Here is a 23,485-nt window from a genome sequence, read left to right on the forward strand (position 1 = left end):
GCTCGACAGTATTAACTCAACCGTATGGTTAACAAAACCGATATTTTCCGTAGCAACCGGGTTGAGCAAGCCAAATATCTGTCGGCGACTAAGGAATGAGAATTAAATAACTTACAATTTTTATTATTCTTGTGGGATGGGCGTCCCGCCCGTCTTTTCGGGACGGGCTCTCCCGCCCATCCCACAAATATGTGTAAATTATTTAATTCGCGATCCTCAGTATATAATTTTACACGAATCCGATAAGATGTCTAATTTGCAGGCTATTTTTTTTGACTCGAATCAACCTAGGATGCTTCTTTCTTTTTCGGGAGTTTTAAAATTTTGTCCTTCGCCATTTTGTCAACGATTACGTCGCTGATAATTTGAGCTCCGTGGGAGGTAAAGTGCACGCCATCATTAATTTTTACATAACCTCGCTTGCCGGATTTGTCAGCAACTACGGGGACAAAATTCCCTGCTTCAGCAAAAGCATCCCAAGTAGAAATAAATTCTATTTTTGATGAAGACTTGCTGGCATTTTTATAGATGTCGTTCATGATGGGAAAAGCTTTGAGATACGAAGATTTGTTAGATATCGATTGACCTATCCAATACACTTTTTTTACGGTGGAAGAGCCAAGTAATTTGGCATATTTATCTACTCTTGCTTGATAAGCTTTTTGCCATTCTGGGGTCAGAATAGCCCGATATTTTCCTTGGTTATCGGTGATATCTTGAGTGTCATTACCTCCGAACAAAATTATCACTACATCTGGCCCGTAATCCTGGATCATTTCACTGGTTCTGGCGTACCAGTCATAATAATCTATCCGATTTAATCCGCTCGATACTTTGTAGTCGATTTTGGTATTTGAGATATTGTATTTTTCTTTAAGAGTGTACTGGAGTTGAGTTCCTAAATCGAACATTACGGAATCTCCAATAAATAAAAATTTGCGATAAGCTACGGTTAGTTTTGGTTTGGATGGAGTGGGTTTCTTGGCAGGCTTTGGGAGGATGACTGCCGATTTTGTTGCGGTTTTGACCGGAATTTTGTCGGGGTTTTTGGAAATGCTATCGAAGTTAATATCTTTGATTTTGCTCCAAAAATCTTGTTCGGATTTCCTGAAGCCGTCTATTTCGATCTGGCGCGCTGCTTGTTTGATTTCGGTACTGGCTAAAGGAGTTGAAGAAAAGCTTTTCACAAATAAGGATAAGTTGGAAAATATTAAGGTGAGAATTACAGAGGTAACTATCAACAAAATTTCTCGGTCTTTCATAAGAAGTTATTTGTTATTTGTTATTTGTCATCATAAAGGAAGGAGAAAGAACGTAATAAGATAAAAAAAAGTCTTTTTTGTGATTTATATAGCGGTTCTCAAAAAAGCCAGGTATGCCCTATGCCCTATGCCCTATGTCCTATGCCCTATGCCCTATGCCCTATGCCCATGAGTACCTCATATGAGAACTCGAAAGGCTATACTTGTTTATTAGAAGTTAAAGTAAATAAAAGGTGGGACGGTACTTGGGCCTAGCATTAAGATAGCATACACGAGCAGGGAAACTAAGACAACCCGAAAGAATAGGTTGTTTAATGACAATATTGTTTGCAATACTTGGGAAATGATCTCGCCCCACAGGTTGATTGCGCCAATGACTGCAATTACTAGATACAATTGCCAAAAGTTGAATTGAACAGTTGCAGCAGAAAAACGAAAGATTCGTTGAAAAAACCCGATCGCAGTTTTCCAGTTGGGTGTGCCGAAAAATACCCAGCTACAGGTAACAAAGGTAAAGGTTAACAACCAACTGCAAAATTTGGCAAATCTCGGAAAGGCGTAGTCTAATTTGAGATGGATAGCTTGGGGAATATCTTTACATAGATGGTTGACAATCAGTCCTAAACCGTGGATTGTTCCCCAGAAAATAAAGTTTAATCCTGCGCCGTGCCAAAATCCGCCGATCGCCATTGTTATCAGTAAATTTACGTACTTCCGCAATTTGCCGTATTTATTGCCACCTAAGGGAAAGTAAAGGTAATCCCTCAACCACTCCGAAAGACTGATGTGCCACCTTTTCCAAAATTCTTGCAGGCTGAGCGATCGGTATGGCATATTGAAATTGGCGATCGGTTTGAAACCCAACAAGCAAGAGATACCGTTAGCTAAATCCGAGTAGCCGCTGAAATCTACGTAAATCAAACAAGAATAGGAAATTGCCGCGAGGATTAAATCTATGCTGCTGTACTGCTGGGGGACTTTGAATGGTAGTTGAGTGAAATTAAACAAAAAGCTCGCTAAAGTATATTTTTTGAAGAGTCCAGACAAAATCAAAACGATAACTTCTTCGATTTTATAGTCATATTTACTTGGTGAATTTAGCTGCGTATAAAATTCGTGAGGGCGGGAGATTGGGCCGGAGGCAATTTGGGGAAAGTAGGTAATGTAGGTGGCGTAGTCTATAAATTTAGGACAGGAAATTTTTTGTTGGTAGCAGTCGATTAAATGAGAAATTATTCTAAATGTGTAGAATGATATGCCGACGGGGGCGATTATTTGTAATATTTGAAAATTGGCGGGAATTTTGAGCTGGTTTAGTACCTCAAATAAGGAGGTTACAAAGAAGTTGCAATATTTAAAGATGCCGAGATTGACAATGTTGACAATTATGCCGAAGATGAAGGCAAGTTTTGGCTGTTTGCCGCGATCGACTGCTCGGAGAATGATATAATTGTATACTGTACTTAAAATCAGGAGTCCGAGAAAGTCTAAGCTCCAAAAAGAATAAAATAATAAACTGGAAATTAGCAAGACAATTTTATACAAATCAACTTTGGGCTTTAAGGAGAGGATGGCGCTAAAAATAATTAGGAAAAATACTAAAAATTGGTAAGTAGGAAATAACATAGATGTCAAGGAATCCAAAAAAGTTATGGCAATATAGAGGCTTTCAGTTGAGTGCAATGTAGATATTGGGCAGTACACGCCAGTACCCATTGGTGCCAAAAAACGTCAAACTTAGTGCCGATATTCTGTCTGGCGATTAAGGCTCGATCCCCCCTAGCCCCCCTTAAGAAGGGGGGGACAAGAGCGATCAAAGTCCCCCTTCTTAAGGGGGATTTAGGGGGATCGAGACTTTGCTAGAAGCGAGATTTCTCATGAATTTTAGTCTTAAGTTGACACCTATGGGTACGGCGCCGTGTCTGTGCAGTATTATAGGCAATGGAGAACCTGTATATTTTCATAAGTTCGATCGCCCGATCCGGTCGTACCACACAAATTTTTGCGGTGGATTGCGGACTGTAAGCTTGTACAAGCAGTCAATTGTGTTGCAACTTCGGCGCTCGTTAACCGCACTCATAGATTAACAATCGTGTTTCAAGATTAAGATAGTTGTGAGACCATGTATGAACGGATAACAACAGGAATCCCCTTGATTGCGAGGAACCAACGTGCAGCCAACAGACCCTAGCAAATTTACAGATCAAGCCTGGGAAGCCATAGTCAAATCCCAGGATGTAGCCCGCCGCTTTGCCAATCAGCAGCTAGAGGTTGAACATTTAGCGATCGCCATTCTAGAACAGCAAGCCCTAGCAAACAGCATTCTCAGCAAGGCCGGAGTCGATGTCCCCCGCTTGGCGCAACAGTTAGATGCTTTTGCCAAACGACAGCCGAGAGTTGCCAACGCTGACCAACTATACCTCGGCCGCGGCTTAGAAGTGATGTTAGATGCTGCTGAGTCTGCCAGACAGGCTTGGCAAGATAATTTTATCGCCGTTGAACATTTATTAATAGGCTTGCTAGAAGATGAACGAGTTGGTAGGCGATTGCTGACTAAGGGCGACGGGCCGCCGGGCCGCCCCGGATACGATCGCAAACCGGCCCCCGGTACGATCGATCGCGCGAAACTCGAAGAAGCAATCAAATCAATTCGTGCTACTACCAAAGTCAAAGATCAAAAGCAAACCCAAAGTCAAAGTCAAAGTCAAAACCAAAATTCTGACGCCAACTCCGACGCCCTCACTAAATACGGGCGCGATTTGACAGAAGCGGCAAAAGCAGGCAAACTCGACCCAGTAATCGGCCGCGACGAGGAAATCCGCCGCGTCGTGCAAGTTCTTTCCCGCCGTCAGAAAAACAATCCAGTGTTAATTGGCGATCCCGGAGTCGGAAAAACTGCGATCGCCGAAGGTTTAGCCCAGCGCATTGTCAACGGCGATGTACCGGAATCTTTGAAAAATCGCCAACTATTCAGCCTCGATATGGGCAGTTTAATTGCTGGGGCAAAATTCCGGGGCGAATTTGAAGAACGATTGCGTTCTGTGCTGCGAGAAGTTATCGATTCCGACGGGCAAATCGTCCTATTTATTGATGAATTGCACACGGTTGTTGGCACTGGCGGCGGCGGAAGTTCCGGTTCGGGAATGGATGCCGGAAATTTGTTGAAACCAATGTTAGCCAGAGGTGAATTGCGCTGTATCGGCGCTACAACTCTCGATGAATTCCGCAAAAATATTGAAAAAGATCCGGCACTGGAACGCCGCTTTCAACAAGTATTTGTCGGGGAACCGACTGTGGAAGATACTGTTTCAATTTTACGCGGATTGAAAGACCGTTACGAACGCCACCACGGGGTAAAAATTACCGATTCGGCGCTGGTTGCTGCTGCTACTCTGTCTTTTCGCTATATTTCCGATCGCTTTTTGCCGGATAAGGCGATCGACCTTGTAGACGAAGCGGCCGCCCATTTGAAAATGGAGATTACCTCCAAACCCGTGGAATTGGAAGGGATTGACCGCCGGGTGATGCAGTTGGAAATGGAAAAATTGTCGATCGAAGGTGAGGGTAAAGGCGCTCTATCCCCGGGAATCGGCCCCCGCATCGAACGCATCACATCGGAGATTGACATTTTAAAAGTCAAGCAGGAAAAACTGTCTTCTCAGTGGTTGGGCGAAAAGCAGTTGTTGGATGCAATCAATAAATTGAAAGCAGAAGAAGACCAGTTGCGAGTCCAAATCGAACAAGCAGAAAGAGCTTACGATTTGAATAAAGCGGCGCAGTTGAAGTACGGTAAATTGGAGACTGCGGTGCGCGATCGCGAAGCCAAGGAAGCCGAACTTTTGAAACAACAAGCTCAAGGTTCTTCCCTGCTGCGGGAAAAAGTTACTGAGGGCGATATTGCGGAAATTGTTGCTAAATGGACGGGAATTCCGGTCAATCGGTTGTTAGAATCGGAACGCCAAAAATTGCTGCAATTGGAAAGCCATTTGCACAAGAAAGTTATCGGTCAAGAAGAGGCTGTAACGGCGGTTGCTGCGGCGATTCGGCGGGCGCGGGCGGGGATGAAAGATCCCGGTAGACCGATCGGCTCTTTCTTGTTCATGGGCCCCACAGGCGTCGGTAAAACCGAGTTAGCGCGGGCGTTGGCGGAGTTTTTGTTTGACAGCGATGATGCGATTATCCGCATCGATATGTCGGAATATATGGAGAAGCAAAATGTCTCCCGGTTGGTAGGAGCTCCCCCCGGATACGTCGGTTACGATGAAGGGGGACAACTTTCGGAAGCAGTGCGGAGACGCCCTTATTCGGTGGTGCTATTTGACGAAGTGGAAAAGGCGCACCCTGATATTTTTAACATTTTGCTGCAAGTGTTGGATGACGGCAGAATTACCGATTCTCAAGGTCGAGTGGTTGACTTTAAGAATACCGTCATTGTGATGACAAGCAATATCGGCAGCGACCACATTTTAGAAGTGTTTGCTAAGAAGGGAAAAACTACCAAAAAACCTGCTGCTAGGAAGCAGGAACCGAAGGAGGTGTCAATTCCCAAGACTGATTATAAAGTTGCTGATGATGGCACTGTCGAGGTATCTGCCCAGCGAGTCGATATCTCAGACAAGAGTGAAAAAGACAATAGTGAAAGTGAAGATTTACCGACTCAAGAACGGGAGACAGACCAAGAGTACGAACAAATGTTAAAACGGGTGATGACTGCTTTGCGATCGCACTTCCGGCCGGAGTTTCTTCAGCGGGTGGACGAGACAATTTTGTTCCACACTTTGAGCAAGACGGAACTGCGGCAAATCGTCACCATTCAAGTCAAGCGGATCGAGCGGCTGTTGGCGGAACAGAAAATCACCTTGGAACTGTCCGATGCTGCAAAAAACCATATCACAGATGTCGGTTACGACCCAGTTTATGGCGCTCGTCCCCTGAAACGCGCCATCCAGCGGGAGTTGGAAAACCCGCTAGCTAACAAGATTCTCGAAAATGCGTTTGTTGAAGGCGATACAATTGCGATCGACTGCGTAAATAACCATTTGCAGTTTCGTAAAAAAGACTCTCTCCCCGCGTTGGTAGGTAACAGTTTGTAGTTGTGTTAGGAACAGGCTTTCCGGCCTGTTCCACAAAAAAGAAATCTTCTTGTTTCCCAGAAAGCCTGGTAGTTTAAAATCATGAAACAACTAACTAGAATCACTCTGAATCCAGAAGTAATGGGAGGAAAACCCTGCATTCGCGGCTTGCGAGTCACTGTTGGCACGATAGTCGGACTGATGGCATCGGGACACTCACCGTCAGGCATTTTGCAGGCTTATCCCTACCTGGAAGAAGCAGATATATATGAAGCGCTTGCCTATGCAGCGTGGCGAGTTGAAGAAGTAGAAATTCCTCTCAAAATAGCGTGAAAATTTTGATTGATATGAACCTGTCACCTGAGTGGACTGTCGTATTTACTAAATACGGAATAGAGTCTCTTCATTGGTCTACAGTCGGCGATCCTCGTGCCACAGATCGCGTTATTATGGAATGGGCGCGAGTAAATGACTATGCCGTATTCACTCATGATTTAGATTTTGGCGCACTGCTGGCCGCAACCCAAGCTGATGCTCCCAGTGTCATTCAAGTGCGTATTCAAGACGTGCTGCCTGCTAATATAGAGAGTTTGATTGTGGAAGTGTTACATCAATTTGAGCCACAAATTGAGTCGGGGGCGTTCATTTCTGTGGATGAAACGCGCTCTAGGGTGAGAATTTTGCCGATTACACTTCGATAATTATTTATGGCCTGTTCTACAAAAATAAATCTGCTTGTGGAACAGGCCAGAAAGCCTGTTATTCAAAAATTAAAAACAGGCTTTCTGGCCTGTTCCACAAAAATAAATCTGCTTGTGGAACAGGCCAGAAAGCCTGTTATTCAAAATAGTCAAGCCTGCTGCTTAATATTACTAATTAGCCATCGTGCGACTGGTGTAAGCATCCATGCTGTAGGCGGGAACGCGAACAGTGTAATCAATTTCTGTTCCAGTCATCGATTTTGCCAGTTGTTCAAAAGATTCATTGCTCCAATTGCGATCGTGAATGGGCTTGGACTGTTCGCCCAGGAAATATGCTTGAGTGCCAATTAAAGATGCTGCGACCCAACCGACGACCAAAAGAGCGATTACAATAGTCATTTTTGCTATTTCCTTAAACTTTTGTTGCTTTATGTAAACAAATGTAACAAAAATTTACAAACAGCGTCAAGGCAGTGTAGTGTCGTGCAAACCGTCCGGTAGGTAGTAAAAACCGTCACTCCGACGGCCGCCGGAGAGGGTTCGAGGGGGAGAGGGGACACGGGGAAAGGATTTATATATAAGTATGTAGGGCGTGCACCGCCAAGCACGGGTCTGTAATACGGCGATCGAGATCCGAATCATGAACTGTATCCGCAATAACAAATAAGATTGTTTAATTTTTTTAGTTAAGAACTTATAAGTTTTGCGTTCATAAATTACGATTAAAACTCTACCACTGGCATGACGAATCGCGATAGAATTATGCGTTATGATTTATCAGTTTGGATTTTTCACTAACAAATCCAAATTACCAAATCCAAATTACCAAATCCAAATTACCATTCTCCCATAAAAATTATGCCAAACTCAATGTTAAATAACGATCCCTTGTGGTTCAAAGACGCCATCATTTACGAAGTACCAATTCGCGCTTTTGCAGACAGCAATGCAGACGGCATCGGCGACTTTCGGGGACTCACAGAAAAACTAGATTACCTGCAAAACTTGGGAGTAACAGCAATTTGGGTACTGCCATTTTTTCCCTCGCCACTCCGAGACGACGGCTACGATACATCTCACTATACCACCGTCAACCCGATTTACGGCACGTTAGACGACTTTAAAGAGCTTTTAGAAGCAGCGCACCAGCGCGGAATTCGAGTTATTATTGAGTTAATTGTCAACCACACTTCCGACCAGCACGCATGGTTTCAGCGAGCGCGGCGCGCCCCGAAAGGCAGTAACGAAAGAGATTTTTATGTGTGGAGCGATACGCCGGAAAAATATCAAGATGCTCGGATTATTTTTCAAGATTTTGAAACTTCTAATTGGGCTTGGGATGCGGTAGCAAAAGCTTATTACTGGCACCGTTTTTATTCTCACCAACCAGATTTAAATTACGACAATCCCGCCGTCCGCCAAGCCATCTTAGATGTGGTAGACTTTTGGTTGGAACTGGGAGTAGATGGACTGCGAATGGATGCCGTGCCTTATCTGTACGAGCGGGAAGGTACTAACTGCGAAAACCTGCCAGAAACTCACGTATTTCTCAAGCATTTGCGGCAGCACGTAGATGAGAAATTCCCGAACCGGATGCTGCTTGCTGAGGCGAATCAGTGGCCGGAGGATGCGGTTGAATATTACTCGGGTGGCGATGAATGTCACATGAATTTTCATTTCCCGCTGATGCCGCGTTTATTTATGGCTTTGCACATGGAAGATAGCTTCCCAATTAGCGATATTCTCCAGCAAACTCCGCAGATTCCTAATAATTGTCAGTGGGCATTGTTTTTGCGGAATCATGATGAATTGACGCTGGAAATGGTGAGCGATGAAGACCGAGATTATATGTATCGGGTTTACGCTCAAGATACTCAGGCGAGAATTAATTTGGGTATCCGCCGCCGCTTGGCTCCGCTGATGGGAAATAACCGCCGCCGCATTGAGTTGATGAATGCTTTGCTGCTGTCTCTTCCTGGTACGCCGGTGCTTTACTACGGCGATGAGATTGGGATGGGTGATAATATCTATTTGGGCGATCGCAACGGGGTGAGAACTCCGATGCAGTGGAGTAGCGATCGCAATGCCGGTTTCAGCCGCGCTAACCCGCAGCGGCTGTACGCGCCACCAATCGTTGACCCTGAATATCACTACGAATCTGTGAACGTGGAAGCGCAGCGGGCGAATCCAAGTTCACTCTGGTGGTGGATGAAACGCTTGATTGCTGTGCGCCAGCGCTTCCAAGCATTCGGCCGCGGCACTTGCGAGTTTCTGTACCCAGAAAACCGCAAAGTTTTAGCTTTTGTTCGCACTTATCAAGACGAACACATCCTCGTAGTCGCTAATTTGTCGCGCTTCGTGCAGACGGCAGAATTAGACCTTTCTCCGTTTAAAGGTGCTGTGCCGGTGGAGATTTTCGGTCGCGCTGAGTTTCCACCTGTTGGCGAATCACCTTACTTTTTGAGTTTGAGTCCTCACACATTTTACTGGTTTACTCTTACTCCTAAACCCGAAGAATTTTCGCTGCACGGTTTTAAGACAAACTTGCCTAGTTTGGCGGTAATCGGCAATTGGAAAACCGCTTTTGTAACAAGTCAATTAAGCGAGATGCTACTCTCTCTTTTGCCAAACTATTTACGCAGCAATCGCTGGTTCATCGGTGCAGATAGGACGATTCAATCGTTGGAAATTAGTGAAATTATTCCTGTAGAATGTCACAATGGTGCGGGAGAAGAATCTACAGTTTACATTCTGTTTGTGCTGTTGAATTATACAGAAGGTATGCCGGAAACTTACGTTTTGCCCGTAGGTTGGGAAGAGATGAAAGGCGATGCGGACGATCGCGCGATCGCACGCCTGCACTTCCCTGAAAGCAACGAAGCCGGGGTGCTATTTGATGCTGCTGGGGACAAAGGCCTGCTGAGCGCGCTGCTGGGGGCGATCGGCAATTCTCGCAGTTACAAAGGTACAGCAGGTCAACTGGTGGGAATTGCCGACATTGCATTCAACTCAGACCAAGATTTATCGCAGCTCGAACCTCACCTGTTCAAAAAAGAACAAAGCAATACATCCGCAGCTTACGGCGATCGCTACGTCCTAAAAATATTGCGAAAAGTCGAAGAAGGAATCAACCCCGAATTAGAAATCGGGCGGTTTTTAACCGATCGCAACCCGATCCAACACTACGCTCCAATTGCCGGAGCCTTGGAATATCACACAGCCGAAAAACAAGTAATTACAGTCGGAATACTGCAAAAACTAATCCCCGACAGCAGGGACGCTTGGTCTTATACATTAGACACGCTGCGCGACTATTTCGAGCAAGTAATGACAGTAGAAGCCAAGCATTTAGGCGATAATTTATCGACAGATCCCGAAAACTATTTACCCAGCGCTTTGACCGCACAAATGCGGCAACCAAACTCTCTAGTAGCCGATTTATCCCTAGAAATTCCGGCCTTAGCTCGCGAACTAATCGGCTCTTACTTAGCATCAGCCGAACTTTTAGGTCAGCGGACAGCGGAACTTCACCTCGCTTTAGCTTCAGACACCGAAAATCCCGCTTTTGCTCCAGAAAACTTCACCTCATTTTACCAGCGTTCCATCTACCAACACATGAGAAATATGGCAGGAAGAACTTTGCTGCTGCTGAAAAAGCGGCTGTCAAAACTGCCGCCAGAAGCGCATAAACTAGCACAAAATCTCCTAAACCGGGAAGAGTTGCTGATGGAACGTTTCAAGTCTATTTTGAACTTGAGAATCACGGCGGATCGAATTCGCTGTCACGGGGACTTCCATTTCGGACAAGTTCTTTATACAGGTAAAGACTTCGTAATTATTGATTTCGGAGGAGAACGGAATCGACCGTTAAGCGAGCGGCGGATGAAAAGATCGCCCCTGCGAGATGTGGCGGGAATGCTACAATCTTTCAATTATGCTGTTACTTTGGCACTGCGAAATGAAGTTGAAAGCGGTATGATCCGCCCTGAAAATCTTCCGGAGATGCAGCAGTGGGCGAATGTTTGGCACCGCTGGGTCAGCCTCACTTTTCTTAACAGCTATTTGGTAACAGCAGCCGATGCCAGTTTCTTGCCAAAATCTATACCAGAACTACAAGTTTTGCTGGATGCTTACATTTTGGAAAAAGGGGTTGCTGAGCTGGCCTACGAACTCAATTACCGCTTGGATTGGGCGGAAATTCCGCTGAAGCGGATTCTGGAATTGTTGAAATTTAATGGCAAGCCGTAGTTGATTTTTAAGTAGTGAGTAGGGTGCTTGTGGCGCACCTGGCATTAACTCGTTTCTGCTGGTATACGAATAATAATTCTCTGAATTTAGTGCTGTCTCGCTCGCGAGCTGTCATCGCGAGCGAGACAGCACTATAATATAATTATGATGTCACGGAATTTGACAGCTCGCGATCGGGACAGCACTATAATATGCACACCTTTGTGGAATCGCTAGCGAGACTCTGACAATATATAATACGCATCTGGCATTACTTAAAATAGAGAGCTGCTTCATATAAAACTTTTTCTTGATGAGTTAACAAAGTGCAGTCAGAAAGCGGGTAAGCGACACAGGTAACAGCGTAGCCAGCTTGCAATTCTGAGGGCTTCAAAAACTTTTGTTCGCTTTGGTCGATTTCACCGCTAAGCAGTTTGGCAACGCAAGCAGAACACTCTCCTTGCTTGCATCCATTCGGCAAGCGGATGCCGGCATCTTCTGCCATATCTAGGATATACTGGTCGTCCGGTACTGCGATCGTGCGATCGAGCGATCGCTCCTCATTCACCAGCCGAACTTGATAAACTGCCATTTTCACCTCTGATATTATTTCCGACTATTAGTGCGGTTGAAACCGATTTTTGTCAAATACAATCGAGACTCGGCGGTTGAAACCGCGTCTACACAAACGAAGTCCGCCTCCGCGGACTAAAGAATAATTGATGTTAGCTTCTTGATATCGGCGATTGAAACCTCTTCTTGTCAAACAAAGTCCGCAGCAGAGGGGGACTGAAGAATAATTGATATTAGCGGAATTCTCGGCTGCTAGACAAGTGCTTGTTGATAATCGAGATTTTCATCCAGATAAATAGCGCGAATATCCTGCGGCAAATTTGACTCTAAAGTTTGATATCCTTTTTGCAGCAAAGCCCTAACTTGAGCGGGCGAAATAGCTTCACCTTCTGCTTGCAAATAAGCTGCAATTCGAGTTTCGCTCCAGCGGAAAGTCTGGGCCATCAACACGACTAAACGTGGCAGTGGCGCCAACAATTCTAAGGCTTGTCTGACGTAACACCACAGGGGAGGCGAAGCGGATTGCAAAGAGTAGTGAATAGACTCAACTGGGGGTAATTCGGCTTGATTGATGCAGACAGCGGTGACATTAATCAGCCAGTTTTGGAGACTGAGATTGTCGCCATCAGGATCTTGGGTTTCGCGGCGCAAATCGAGGCCTCGGAGCTCGTGATAGATGTGCTGCCAGGTGTGGGCGAAGAGGTAATCGCCTTGTACGGGCGATCGCACGGAATGGCGGATCAGGGAGTGTACAATTTGAGCGTAGCGGCAAAAAATCGCCGTGAAGAAGCGGCCCTGATCGGGATGGTTTTGAAACAGGGTCAATAATTCCTGATCGCTGTGATGGAACAGGGATTTGACCACAGGGTGGTTGAGTTCGGAAAAAACTGGTGCTTGCACAATTGTTCTGTAAAGGTTTTGGGTATCAATGCTGTTGCAGCCCGATTCTACACTACGATCTACATTTAATGCAACTGCTTAAAAAGTGTTGATACTTAAGTCAATTTTAATTATATAATGGAGTTGTAGGTGATGCTGCATTAATCTAAATTGATACATATAAATTCTATGTATCCAGCGCATCTAAAAAGATAATTAGTTGTTTCAAGGGTCAAGTGTTTGTATGTCTAGCATTAATACTGGTATCGAGTGGTGCGATCGCACATGGAATCCAACAACTGGCTGCGATAAAGTCAGTCCCGGCTGCACCCATTGTTATGCAGAAGCATTAACAAAAAGGTTTCACACTAATTTTCCTAACGGGTTTACTTTAACGGAATACCCAAAACGTTTGAACGAACCTAAGACTTGGCGAAAGCCTAGTCGCATTTTTGTTAACTCAATGAGCGATTTGTTCCACGAAGATGTTTCTATTGAGTTTCTGAAACAAGTTTTTGAGGTAATGCGTGAAACTCCTCACCACATTTATCAAATTCTTACGAAACGACACAAACGTTTACTAGAGTTAGCGCCTGAACTTGATTGGTCTGATAATATTTGGATGGGGGTGTCTGTTGAAAATCAAAACTATGTTAACAGGATTGATTGTTTGCGACAAGTACCTGCAAAGGTCAGATTTCTATCATGCGAACCACTTTTAGGGCCTTTGCAACTCGATCTAAGGGATATTCACTGGGTAATAGTTGGGGGAGAGTCGGGGCAAAAATACCGTCCAATGCAGGAAGAATGGGCGCAAAGTATTCGGGATCAATGTCAGGATGCTGGAGTCGCGTTTTTCTTTAAGCAATGGGGAGGTAGAACACCTAAAGCTGCTGGGAGATTATTGGATGAGAAAATTTGGGATGAGATGCCAGAAGCATGGAAGAAACATCAAAAAAGATGGCTCAAATAACTACCCTTAATCCCTGTTGAGTAAAAAAAATAAATTTTCTTACAGATACTGTTGGATATTCGTATCATTTTTTAAGCCTAAAGTGGCTTTTTAATGTGTAAGGCTTTTTCTGCTTAGAAGGATTTTTGATTTCTATCAGTTGTTCTGTGTACAACCAATCTAAAACATCATTGTTGTAATGAGTTCGCTTTAAACGTCCTATGTCATTCATTTCTAATATTAGATGAGTAATTGCATCCTCAAAAGATATCCAATCATTAAGCTTGCCCAAACTTTTGATAGCTTGAGTTTTTATTTCAGCTAATCTTTTCTGCTGATCTGAATTCCATTCTTTTTCTAAGAATTTTTTAATTCCTGTGTGACTGTCCTTGAAAAATAGCAATCTTTCCTCCTCCCAAACGAAATCGTTCAAGAAACTTCCAAAAGCTTTTTTGGGGTGATTGCTACCTACTACAATACTATATTTTGGTCTGGGATCACTGTAGCTTTCTTTAATTTCAAAACTGGTTGCTCCTCTAAACCCTGCTTCTCTTTTCATTCTTTCCTTAAAATATTCCAGTGCCCATTTTTCAAATTGTTGAGGTTGATCTTTAAGTTCTAGCCACTTTGGTTTCCAATCTTGGTCTGAATTGACACCTAGGAGTTTAGTCAAGTTTTTGATATAAGTTTCAGCAGTTTTTTGCTCTTTTATGCTATCATATGCGGTTTTATGATGCCCCGCATGGCGAGCTACTGCACTGTTGTGAAATAGTATAAATAGCTCTCCTTTATTCTGACGGACATAATTTCCTATTTCATATATATGCTCAAAAGTAACTCCTTTGACAGCAAAAGTGTCAAGAAAAAATAAAGTAGGATAGCTGTTCAAATCATTCATCACCTCTGGAAAAGCCACCTCAAATTTTTGATTTTCATAAACTTTATAAAACAAATCTTTGCCGATATCTCGACAGTTTTCTTGAAGCTGTTGATTAGACGCCGCTTCAGCCTCTACAAAAAAGCATCTTAAGTTTACTCGTTTTTCTTGACCAAAAAGGTTAGCACATTTTAGAGCTATTAAGGGTGAACCATCTGTATTTTCAAAGTTATGTTGATACTTTGTCCAAAAATTAGAATTATTTACAAAATCTTCAATTCCAATTCCTTCTTTATATTTCCCGGTACCGGCAAAACCATCAACATAGTTGATATGATCGGATTGATAGTTTCCATCACCTCCAAGATTATAGCAAAATGCTTGTAGGTATTTAAGCAGTATCCGATGTTTAGATGCTGACCAGTCTCGTTTGCGTTCAAAAAAGTTTTCTGAATTTTCTGGTTCTTCTGAAAATAGAGATAATTGCTTTCCTTCCATTTTTTATATCCCTAGGTAAAATGCTATAATGAACATTAATGTAGCATAAAAGTTACGATATGAAAAGAGTTAGAGCAAAGTTATGTTTTACTCGGACACTCCAAACCCCCCACCTCCGGGGGTTTCGATCGCAAAAACATCACCGCGATCCATCTCAACACTCGCCGTACTTCCCAATTCCTCAACATTTCCATCAAATCTTTCAACATAATTCCGACCAACTTTCCCCGCTTCACCTCCATGCAAACCACACGGAGAAATCACTCGCCTCCCCGATAAAATTCCCGCAGTCATCGCTTCCAGAAACCGCACTCGCCGCACTACTCCATTACCGCCGCGATGATTTCCATTTCCCCCGCTATTAGCCCGGATTGCAAAACTTTCTAACAACACCGGAAACCGCCATTCCAACACCTCTGGATCGGTTAAACGCGAATTAGTCATGTGAGTTTGTACCGCATCTGTGCCGTCGAAATTTGCACCAGCACCCGAACCGCCGCAAATTGTTTCATAATATTGATAGCGTCGATCGCCAAATGTGAAATTATTCATGGTGCCCTGAGAAGATGCGATCGCACCCAGCGCACAATACAAAGCATCCGTAATATTCTGCGATGTCTCCACATTTCCCGCAACCACAGCCGCCGGATAACGCGGATTCAGCATACAGCCAGCGGGATTGATGATTTCGAGAGGCTTCAAACAGCCAGCATTCAGAGGGATATCGTCATCTACCAAGGTGCGGAAAACGTACAACACAGCCGCTTTACACACCGCAGCGGGAGCATTAAAATTGTTGAATTGTTGGGAAGAAGTGCCAGTAAAATCTATTTTTGCACTGCGCGCAGACTTGTTAATTGTAATAGCTACTTTAATTTGTCCGCCGCTATCCATCGGATAAGTAAACTCGCCATCAGTCAAAACCTCAATTACGCGCCGCACAGATTCTTCAGCATTGTCTTGCACAAAACCCATATAAGCTTGTACTGTTTCCAAGCCGTAATGTTCTACCATCTTGACAAGTTCTGCTAAACCGCGATTGTTGGCGGCAATTTGGGCTTGCAAATCTGCGATATTTTGTGCGACATTGCGAACCGGAAAATCCCCGGCTGTCAGAATTTGTAGTAATTCTGTTTCTCGGAATTTACCCTCGCTGACTAGCTGAAAATTGTCAAACAATACGCCTTCTTCAGTGACTATTTTACTATTGGGAGGCATGGAACCGGGAGTGATGCCGCCGATGTCGGCGTGGTGTCCCCGCGACGCAACATAAAATAAAGGAAGCGAGGAATCACGATTAAATACTGGACTAATAACGGTGATATCTGGTAAATGCGTGCCGCCATTGTAGGGATTGTTAGAAACATAAACATCGCCCGGTTTAATAGTATGACTTTGTGCTAGGATTAAAGCTGCAACACTTTCGCTCATGGAACCGAGATGCACGGGAATGTGCGGCGCGTTGGCAACTAATTGCCCGTTTGCATCGAAGATTGCACAGGAAAAGTCCAGGCGTTCTTTGATGTTGACTGAGGAACTTGTATTTTGTAAAGTCACGCCCATTTGTTCGGCGATGGCGCGAAATAAGTTATTAAAAATTTCTAGCAAAACTGGATCTGATTTAACCGCCGATGAATGGGTTTTAACTGCATTCATCGGCGCGGATCTGCGGTTCAAAATTAAGTCATTGTTTTCGGTGATTTCGCCTTCCCAACCCGGTTCTATGATATTAGTTCCAGTTGCTTCGACAATCATCGCCGGGCCCGTAATGCAGTCGCCCGATCGCAAATCGTCTCTCTGATAAACAGGTGTTTCTCGCCACCCGCCAGCAACATACATTTGTACAGGCAAGATGCCTGTGCCACAAGATGGGGAAGTTGTTGATGCTTCAGCCACAGGCAAGATGCCTGTGCCACAAGATGGGGGATTTGTTGATGCTTCAGCCACAGGCAAGATGCCTGTGCCACAAGATGGGGAAGTTGTATAATTATCAGCCACAGGCAAGATGCCTGTGCCACAAGATGGGGGATTTGTATAATTATCAGCCACAGGCAAGATGCCTGTGCCACAAGATGGGGAAGTTGTATAATTATCAGCCACAGGCAAGATGCCTGTGCCACAAGATGGGGAAGTTGTAGAATTATCCAGTACATCCATTGTTTCTACAACTTCTACAGAAACTGCTTCTACAATTAGCGATTTTTCCGGCATAATAAAACTGTAACGCTGTCGGTGTGCTGCTTCAAAATCAGCCTGCATCTCCTCAACACTCCCAGCAAAATTCACCATCAAAACCGAATCGCTTCCCTGATATTTAAGATGCAGCTTCCTCACAACCAAAACCTCTTTCTCTCCCTCTGCGCCCTCTGCGCCTCTGCGGTTCAATTCCCCTTTTCCCTCCGCCTCCAATTGCGCTAAAATATCATGCAAATCCGCAATTAATTCAGCAGTTAATAATTGCTCGATCGCCCTTTCGCGCATAGCCCGCACATCAGCCAAACCCATACCGTAGGCGGATAACACCCCCGCGTAGGGATGAATAAACACCCGTTTCATGCCCAAACAATCGGCGATCGCACAAGCGTGTTGGCCGCCCGCACCGCCAAAACAGCACAACGTATACTCGGAAACGTCGTAACCGCGCTGAAGCGAGATTTTTTTCACCGCATTAGCCATCTTTTCCACCGCGATCGCCAAAAACCCCTCCGCCACCTGTTCCGGTGTCCTCTCGCCTCCAATTTCCCCCGCTAACTGCACGAATTTTTGCTTAACTACGTCAGAGGCGATCGGCAAATCTCCCGTCAATCCAAACACTTTCGGGAAAAAATCAGGTTGAATTTTGCCCAACATCACATTGCAATCAGTCACCGTCAAAGGGCCGCCCTTCCGATAGCAAGCAGGGCCTGGATTTGCGCCCGCAGACTCCGGCCCGACGCGGTAGCGCGCGCCGTCAAAAAACACGATCGAACCGCCACCGGCTGCTACAGTGTGAATTGCCATCACGGGCGATCGCAATCTCACCCCAGCAATTTCCGTCTCAAATTCGCGTTCGTATTCGCCGTTATAATGGGCAACATCTGTCGAAGTTCCGCCCATATCAAAGGTGATGATTTTGTCAAAACCAGCCTTTTTACTCGTTTGAACTGCACCGACAATTCCCCCAGCCGGGCCTGATAAAATACTGTTTTTTCCTTGAAATTGGGCGGCATCAACTAAGCCGCCGTTTGATTGCATAAACATTAATTGGGGGAATTGGGCATTGGGAATTGGGCATTGGGAATTGGGCATTGGGAATTGGGCATTCCGAGGATCTACCTCAATTAACTCACTGGTTATTTGTTCGACATATCGGCGTAAAATCGGAGATAAATAAGCATCGACAACCGCAGTATCTCCCCGCGAAACTAATTTCATTAAAGGGCTGACTTCGTGAGATACTGATATTTGACTAAAACCAATTTCTCTGGCTATTTGAGCAACTTGTTTTTCGTGTTCCGAATAGCGGTAGCCGTGCATAAAGACGATCGCACAACTGCGAATTCCGTCATCGTAGGCTTGCTGCAAAAACGGGATAAACTCAGGATTGACAGCAATTAACTCTTCACCTCGGGCGCTGTAACGTTCTGCAACCTCAATAACGCGATCGTACAACATCTCGGGCAGCACAATGTGGCGGGCGAAAATATTCGGGCGATTTTGATAGCCAATTCTCAGCGCATCGCCGAAACCTTTGGTAATTAACAGAATAGTGCGATCGCCCTTACGTTCGAGTAAAGCATTTGTCGCCACCGTCGTCCCCATTTTAATCGCTGCAATCTTGTTCGCCGGTATCGATTCCCCCGCCTCAATCCCCAAAATATCGCGAATTCCTTGCACTGCTGCATCGGTGTAGCGATCGGGATTTTCCGACAGCAGCTTGTGAATAACTAACCTACCGTCGGGCTTTTGGGCGACAATATCGGTAAAAGTACCACCGCGATCGATCCAAAATTGCCACGAAGTGCGATCGGGAAAATCAACATTCATATCTTTTTCTATCATCTTCTTTCTTTATTCCTTCGCGTTTTTCGCGTCTTCGCAGTTCATTAAAATAAAATTATAGATATCGAATAGCCTCAACCAAGCCCCCACAAACACCAGCCAAAAAATCCAAATCCAAAGTCTCAATCTTATCACTCGGTTGATGATAGTGCGGATTCCGCATATTAGCCGTATCCGTCACCATAATCGCCGGATAACCATTATCCCAAAAAGGAACATGATCGCTGCGGCGAGTATCCGGCACAATCAAACCTCGATTCGGCACCGGCAACCACTCGCAATCCTGACCGACTTTGCGGATATTTCTGCTCAAAGTAATCATATCGCGCACAGTCCGCAAGTTCCCAATTAAAGCAATAAAGTTGCCAATATTCGGATAAAAATATTTTAGTCCAGCCGGATAGCTTTGGGAGTTCGGAGTGCGATCGCAATAACCCAACATTTCCAAAGCAATCATCAACCGAATTGACTGTTGCTGTTGCTTGCATTTAGCTGCATAATGCCTGCTTCCCCAACAACCAGATTCTTCCATATCGAACGCAACTAACTGTACTGGATATTTTAGCGGTTGAAGTGCGATCGCCCTTGCGAGTTCCAGCAACACAGCAACACCCGTAGCATTATCATCAGCCCCAGGCGTCCCCGGCACAGTATCGTAATGAGCGCCTATAATAATCGGCAAATTTTCTTGCTTCCCCCCCTTAGCAAGGGGGGGATTGAGGGGGGGTAAATCCAAGATAAAATTGTGATGAATTCGCCCGCGCACCGCAAAATCGTCGGTTTCTACAGCGCCCCACTGTCCCAACTGTTCGCGAATGTATTGCTGCACATAGAAGTGCCCTGCGGATGCCAAGTAAGGATTGCGATCGCGTACAATTTGAATTAGGTGGCTGTGCAGGCGTTCTTTTAGATCCATGACATCCGAGATACAATGAGTACATTCAGATTATAGGGGATTTAATTATGATTAAAGAAGTCAGAATCAAAAATTACAAGTCTATTCAAAAGCTGAAGCTGGAATTAGGACGAGTCACCGTACTGATTGGCGAAAATGGCTGCGGTAAGAGCAATATTTTGGAAGCCATCGCCCTGGCTTCGGCGGCTGCTAATGATAAACTGGATAACGAGTTTCTTGCTGCACGGGGGATTCGGGTGACAGAACCTCGATTTATGCGATCGGCTTTTGAAAAAGATAATCTTACTAAAGATATCAGCATTGAATTAAGACAGAATGATAAAGAACAATTTAGTTGTATTTTACAAAATGATAATTCTCCCTATTCTCAGTGGATTAGTAAAAAATTTTTTGGTAATTCTGAAATATCTACAGAGAATGCTCTTAAACTTTTTGTTGAGCAATACGGGGGACAAGACAAACTTTTATCAATTTTAAAAGGAGCAACTCAACTAACGGAACAAGAATTATCAATATTCAACAAGGATGTAGACTCATTTATTGAATTATATTATCTAAATAAGTTTATTGTTTACTCCCCTGAAAACCCAGCTTTACGAACCTTTGAAAAAGAAGGGCAAATTCAACCATTAGGCATTAATGGTCAAGGTTTGTTTAAACTTATAAATATCTTGAATGCAGATAACCCAGATAAACTTAATCAAATCAAAGACAAGCTGCAATTGATAGATTGGTTTAAAGATTTTGAAATTCCTCACAATCTATCAGCGATGCAAACTTCTCTCCAAATTACAGATAGATACTTAGATACAGATTTAAGTTATTTCGACCAAAGAAGCTCGAATGAAGGCTTTTTGTTTTTACTGTTTTACTTTACCTTGTTCATAAGCGATATCACACCTAAATTTTTTGCAATTGACAACATTGACGCTTCTCTAAATCCTCGATTATGCCGCCGGTTAATCGAAGAATTAGTCGAACTAGCAAAAAATAACGATAAACAAGTCATCTTGACAACTCATAACCCCGCTGTTTTGGACGGCTTAGATTTAGATGATGATGAACAGCGGTTGTTTGTGATTTCCCGCAACCAATTAGGTTATACTAAAGCTAGACGTATTCTCAACCCGGAACCTTTGGATGGACAAGAACCTGTAGATTTATCAGAGGCATTTTTGAGGGGCTATATCGGCGGACTTCCTGAAAATTTTTAATATGATTAAGTTTGGATTGATTACAAAGGGACTTACCGAATTTTTATGTCCTATAATAGAGACAAAGCTTAGGAGATTAGTATGCAAGCATACAAACTTAGAGGTAAAATAGATGAGGCTGGGAATTTGGTAGTTTTGGAATCCCTGGATATGCCAGCCGGAGATGTGGAAATCATCGTTTGGCCGGTGGCTGATGCGGTTGTCAGTTCCCCACAGCTAGTAATCCAGTCAGAAGAAGCTAACCTTAAAAGAAAAGTGAAAACTAAAATCAAGGCTTTGCAAGCCTGGTTTGAGAATACTCAGCCTGTCCCGCCTGACTTCGATGCAGAGGAAGCTAGATGGGAAGCTTTGAAGGAGAAACACAAGCTATGAAAATCTTGCTAGATACCAATATCATCTTAGATATCGCCCTTGAACGACAGCAATTTTTTGGTGAAAGCGAACAAGTTTTGTCCTTTGTTGAACAGGCACAAGTAGAAGGTTATATTTCAGCCTCTACTTTTGGCGATATTTACTACATCATACGTAAAGTTAAAGGTCGAGATTCAACGCTTGAGTTTTTGAAATATATAGCCACATTTTGTCAAGTGGCGACTGTGGATAGCTCTGCTATTTCAATGGCATTAATTTCCAACTTCAAGGATTTTGAAGATGCGATTCAGTATAGCACTGCCGTAGTCAATCAAATTGATGCCATTGTCACCCGCAACCCGCGAGATTTTCCGGTGACAACTCCTCGAATTGTCACTCCCAATCAGTTAATTGAAGAGTTAACCAATTCTGTCTAAACCTCCGGCTCCAATTCTGTAGCCCGCACTTGCACGGGAAATTCAACTGCATTCAACTCCGACGACTCTAATAACTGCACTTCCTCCTCAGAATTCGCTGCACCATTCCGGCCTTTCCCCAATTTCTCAGCCAAAGTATCCCGCTGATTAATCAAATAAATACTTACCAAAGTCAGCCCGACTCCCATCGATTGCAGCGGATTCAATACTTCGCCCAACAACAAATTCCCGAACAGCAAAGCAAAAATCGGAGTCAGAAACGTTAGAGAACTTAAACTCGTCAAACTGCCGCTTGAAGCAAAGTAAAAGAATAAACCGTAGGCGATCGCACTTCCGAACACAGTAGAATACCCTAAAGCCATCCAACCCGACAAATCGATATTCACAAACTGCCCCGACTCAGTAGCCGCCGAAATCGCCAACAACGGCAAACCCCCTAAAATCATGTGCCAGCCCGTCGCCACCACCGGATCGACATAACGGCAAACCCAGCGCACCAAAACCGTACCCACAGCCATCGACAAAGCCGCCAACAGCATCAACCATTCCCCGCCCTGAAACACACTTTCGATACCCGCAGAAACCTGCACGGTTTCAGGATGAAATAGCCCCAAAATAAAGCCATCCGGCAACCCAATCAAACTGATGCCGATAACGCCAATTACTAAGCCCAACCAGCCCCAAAAACCTATTTTTTCTTGAAACAGCCACAAACACAAAATCGCCACTGCTAGTGGTTGAGAATCTATCATTACAGAACCCAAACCCGCACCGGTTCTCGCCAAACCTTCGGCTAAAAAGCCTTGAAACAAAGTGCCGTCAACTAATGCAAACAGCGAAATCCACAGCCAAGCTTTCCAACCCTGCGGCTGCTGTTTTCCCATCAATGCCGCCGCCAGCAACACCAACACGCCCGCAGGTATTAAACGCACGACAGCCACAAACAGCGGTGTCGTGTGTGGCATCACCCCTTTCATCGCTACCATCGCGGTTCCCCACAGGAAAAACGGCGCAATGAGTAACAGCGGGGCAAAGGGCAGTTTAGAATCGGTAAGTTTTAGCTGCATGGCGGAGGCTCCAAATAATTGATGAGAGTGGCGCTCTCGGGAATGATGTAGATTTGTTAAGCAATTTTTACAATTATATATCGAAGGTGGGTTAAGTGCGATCGAACGGGCAAGATGCCCCTTCCACAATTTGTGAAATGTGTTGTGGAACAGGCATCTTGCCTGTTGCAGTTCCAAAATCAGTGAAATGTGTTGTGGAACAGGCATCTTGCCTGTTGCATTCCAAAATCAGTGAAATGTGTTGTGGAACAGGCATCTTGCCTGTTGCGGTTCCACAATTTGTGAAATTGGTTGTGGAACAGGCATCTTGCCTGTTGCATTCCAAAATCTGTGAAATTGTTTGTGGAACAGGCATCTTGCCTGTTGCGAACACAAGCACAACATCTAACCCAATGAATAAGGCACACTAGAAGTGAGA

18 protein-coding genes are annotated in these 23,485 nt (G+C 44.4%); 8 read left to right on the top strand and 10 right to left on the bottom strand.

Going from position 1 to position 23,485, the window contains the following annotated elements; genetic code table 11:
* Positions 1-287 precede the first annotated feature (287 nt).
* Positions 288-1,262 (bottom strand): DUF459 domain-containing protein, encoded by a 975-nt coding sequence (locus tag JGK20_RS03235; RefSeq protein WP_293211642.1) that lies wholly within the window; start codon positions 1,260-1,262, stop codon positions 288-290.
* Between the two features lie 210 nt (positions 1,263-1,472).
* Positions 1,473-2,888, bottom strand: coding sequence for an MBOAT family O-acyltransferase (locus tag JGK20_RS03240; protein ID WP_293229337.1), 1,416 nt, complete (start codon positions 2,886-2,888; stop codon positions 1,473-1,475).
* A gap of 545 nt (positions 2,889-3,433) precedes the next feature.
* On the opposite strand from JGK20_RS03240, the gene JGK20_RS03245 reads away from it, so the two are divergent.
* From JGK20_RS03245 to JGK20_RS03255, 3 genes are all read left to right on the top strand, one after another.
* Positions 3,434-6,355 carry an AAA family ATPase gene (locus tag JGK20_RS03245; protein ID WP_293177549.1) on the top strand — a complete coding sequence of 974 codons (2,922 nt, stop codon included), beginning with the start codon at positions 3,434-3,436 and terminating at the stop codon, positions 6,353-6,355.
* Between the two features lie 81 nt (positions 6,356-6,436).
* The gene (locus JGK20_RS03250; protein WP_293177552.1) at positions 6,437-6,667 is read left to right on the top strand and encodes a DUF433 domain-containing protein; all 231 of its coding nucleotides are present in this window, start codon (positions 6,437-6,439) and stop codon (positions 6,665-6,667) included.
* A complete protein-coding gene (locus JGK20_RS03255) occupies positions 6,664-7,035 on the top strand; it encodes a DUF5615 family PIN-like protein (RefSeq protein WP_293177555.1) in 372 nt (123 codons plus the stop codon). The genes JGK20_RS03250 and JGK20_RS03255 overlap by 4 nt, the downstream gene beginning before the upstream one ends.
* A 171-nt stretch (positions 7,036-7,206) precedes the next feature.
* Here JGK20_RS03255 and JGK20_RS03260 read toward each other — a convergent pair whose 3' ends face one another.
* Positions 7,207-7,434, bottom strand: a complete 228-nt coding sequence (locus tag JGK20_RS03260; RefSeq protein WP_293177558.1) for a hypothetical protein — start codon at positions 7,432-7,434, stop codon at positions 7,207-7,209.
* Positions 7,435-7,905: 471 nt separating this feature from the next.
* On the opposite strand from JGK20_RS03260, the gene treS reads away from it, so the two are divergent.
* On the top strand, positions 7,906-11,283 hold the full coding sequence (gene treS / locus JGK20_RS03265; protein WP_363319173.1) for a maltose alpha-D-glucosyltransferase: 3,378 nt from the start codon (positions 7,906-7,908) through the stop codon (positions 11,281-11,283).
* A gap of 250 nt (positions 11,284-11,533) precedes the next feature.
* Here treS and JGK20_RS03270 read toward each other — a convergent pair whose 3' ends face one another.
* Both JGK20_RS03270 and JGK20_RS03275 read right to left on the bottom strand, forming a co-directional pair.
* A complete protein-coding gene (locus tag JGK20_RS03270) occupies positions 11,534-11,854 on the bottom strand; it encodes a 2Fe-2S iron-sulfur cluster-binding protein (protein ID WP_293157012.1) in 321 nt (106 codons plus the stop codon).
* 233 nt (positions 11,855-12,087) lie between these two features.
* A complete protein-coding gene (locus JGK20_RS03275) occupies positions 12,088-12,735 on the bottom strand; it encodes a sigma-70 family RNA polymerase sigma factor (protein WP_293177564.1) in 648 nt (215 codons plus the stop codon).
* 223 nt (positions 12,736-12,958) lie between these two features.
* Here JGK20_RS03275 and JGK20_RS03280 point away from each other — a divergent pair, with 223 nt between their 5' ends.
* The gene (locus JGK20_RS03280) at positions 12,959-13,687 is read left to right on the top strand and encodes a phage Gp37/Gp68 family protein (protein WP_293211638.1); all 729 of its coding nucleotides are present in this window, start codon (positions 12,959-12,961) and stop codon (positions 13,685-13,687) included.
* Positions 13,688-13,751: 64 nt separating this feature from the next.
* Here JGK20_RS03280 and tcmP read toward each other — a convergent pair whose 3' ends face one another.
* The 3 genes from tcmP to JGK20_RS03295 form a co-directional block, all read right to left on the bottom strand.
* The gene (tcmP, locus tag JGK20_RS03285) at positions 13,752-15,041 is read right to left on the bottom strand and encodes a three-Cys-motif partner protein TcmP (RefSeq protein WP_293211636.1); all 1,290 of its coding nucleotides are present in this window, start codon (positions 15,039-15,041) and stop codon (positions 13,752-13,754) included.
* A gap of 87 nt (positions 15,042-15,128) precedes the next feature.
* Positions 15,129-19,067 (bottom strand): hydantoinase B/oxoprolinase family protein, encoded by a 3,939-nt coding sequence (locus tag JGK20_RS03290; protein WP_293229353.1) that lies wholly within the window; start codon positions 19,065-19,067, stop codon positions 15,129-15,131.
* Between the two features lie 70 nt (positions 19,068-19,137).
* Positions 19,138-19,998 carry a M20/M25/M40 family metallo-hydrolase gene (locus tag JGK20_RS03295; RefSeq protein WP_293177576.1) on the bottom strand — a complete coding sequence of 287 codons (861 nt, stop codon included), beginning with the start codon at positions 19,996-19,998 and terminating at the stop codon, positions 19,138-19,140.
* A gap of 47 nt (positions 19,999-20,045) precedes the next feature.
* Between JGK20_RS03295 and JGK20_RS03300 the strand changes: the two genes are divergently transcribed.
* The 3 genes from JGK20_RS03300 to JGK20_RS03310 all read left to right on the top strand — a co-directional run bounded on the left by JGK20_RS03300 (position 20,046) and on the right by JGK20_RS03310 (position 22,000).
* The gene (locus JGK20_RS03300; protein ID WP_293190037.1) at positions 20,046-21,212 is read left to right on the top strand and encodes an AAA family ATPase; all 1,167 of its coding nucleotides are present in this window, start codon (positions 20,046-20,048) and stop codon (positions 21,210-21,212) included.
* Between the two features lie 81 nt (positions 21,213-21,293).
* On the top strand, positions 21,294-21,584 hold the full coding sequence (locus JGK20_RS03305; protein ID WP_293177582.1) for a hypothetical protein: 291 nt from the start codon (positions 21,294-21,296) through the stop codon (positions 21,582-21,584).
* Positions 21,581-22,000 (top strand): PIN domain-containing protein, encoded by a 420-nt coding sequence (locus tag JGK20_RS03310; protein ID WP_293177585.1) that lies wholly within the window; start codon positions 21,581-21,583, stop codon positions 21,998-22,000. Before JGK20_RS03305 ends, JGK20_RS03310 begins: the two co-directional genes overlap by 4 nt.
* Here JGK20_RS03310 and JGK20_RS03315 read toward each other — a convergent pair.
* Both JGK20_RS03315 and JGK20_RS03320 read right to left on the bottom strand, forming a co-directional pair.
* Entirely contained in the window at positions 21,997-23,067 is a 1,071-nt protein-coding gene (locus JGK20_RS03315; RefSeq protein ID WP_293229339.1) for a DMT family transporter, read from the bottom strand. The two genes, JGK20_RS03310 and JGK20_RS03315, sit on opposite strands and share 4 nt — an antisense overlap.
* Positions 23,068-23,158: 91 nt before the next feature.
* Positions 23,159-23,422 carry a hypothetical protein gene (locus JGK20_RS03320; protein WP_293229341.1) on the bottom strand — a complete coding sequence of 88 codons (264 nt, stop codon included), beginning with the start codon at positions 23,420-23,422 and terminating at the stop codon, positions 23,159-23,161.
* Between the last annotated feature and the right edge of the window lie 63 nt (positions 23,423-23,485).

This window comes from Microcoleus sp. PH2017_05_CCC_O_A, from assembly GCF_020738785.1.
Classification (GTDB): domain Bacteria; phylum Cyanobacteriota; class Cyanobacteriia; order Cyanobacteriales; family Microcoleaceae; genus Microcoleus.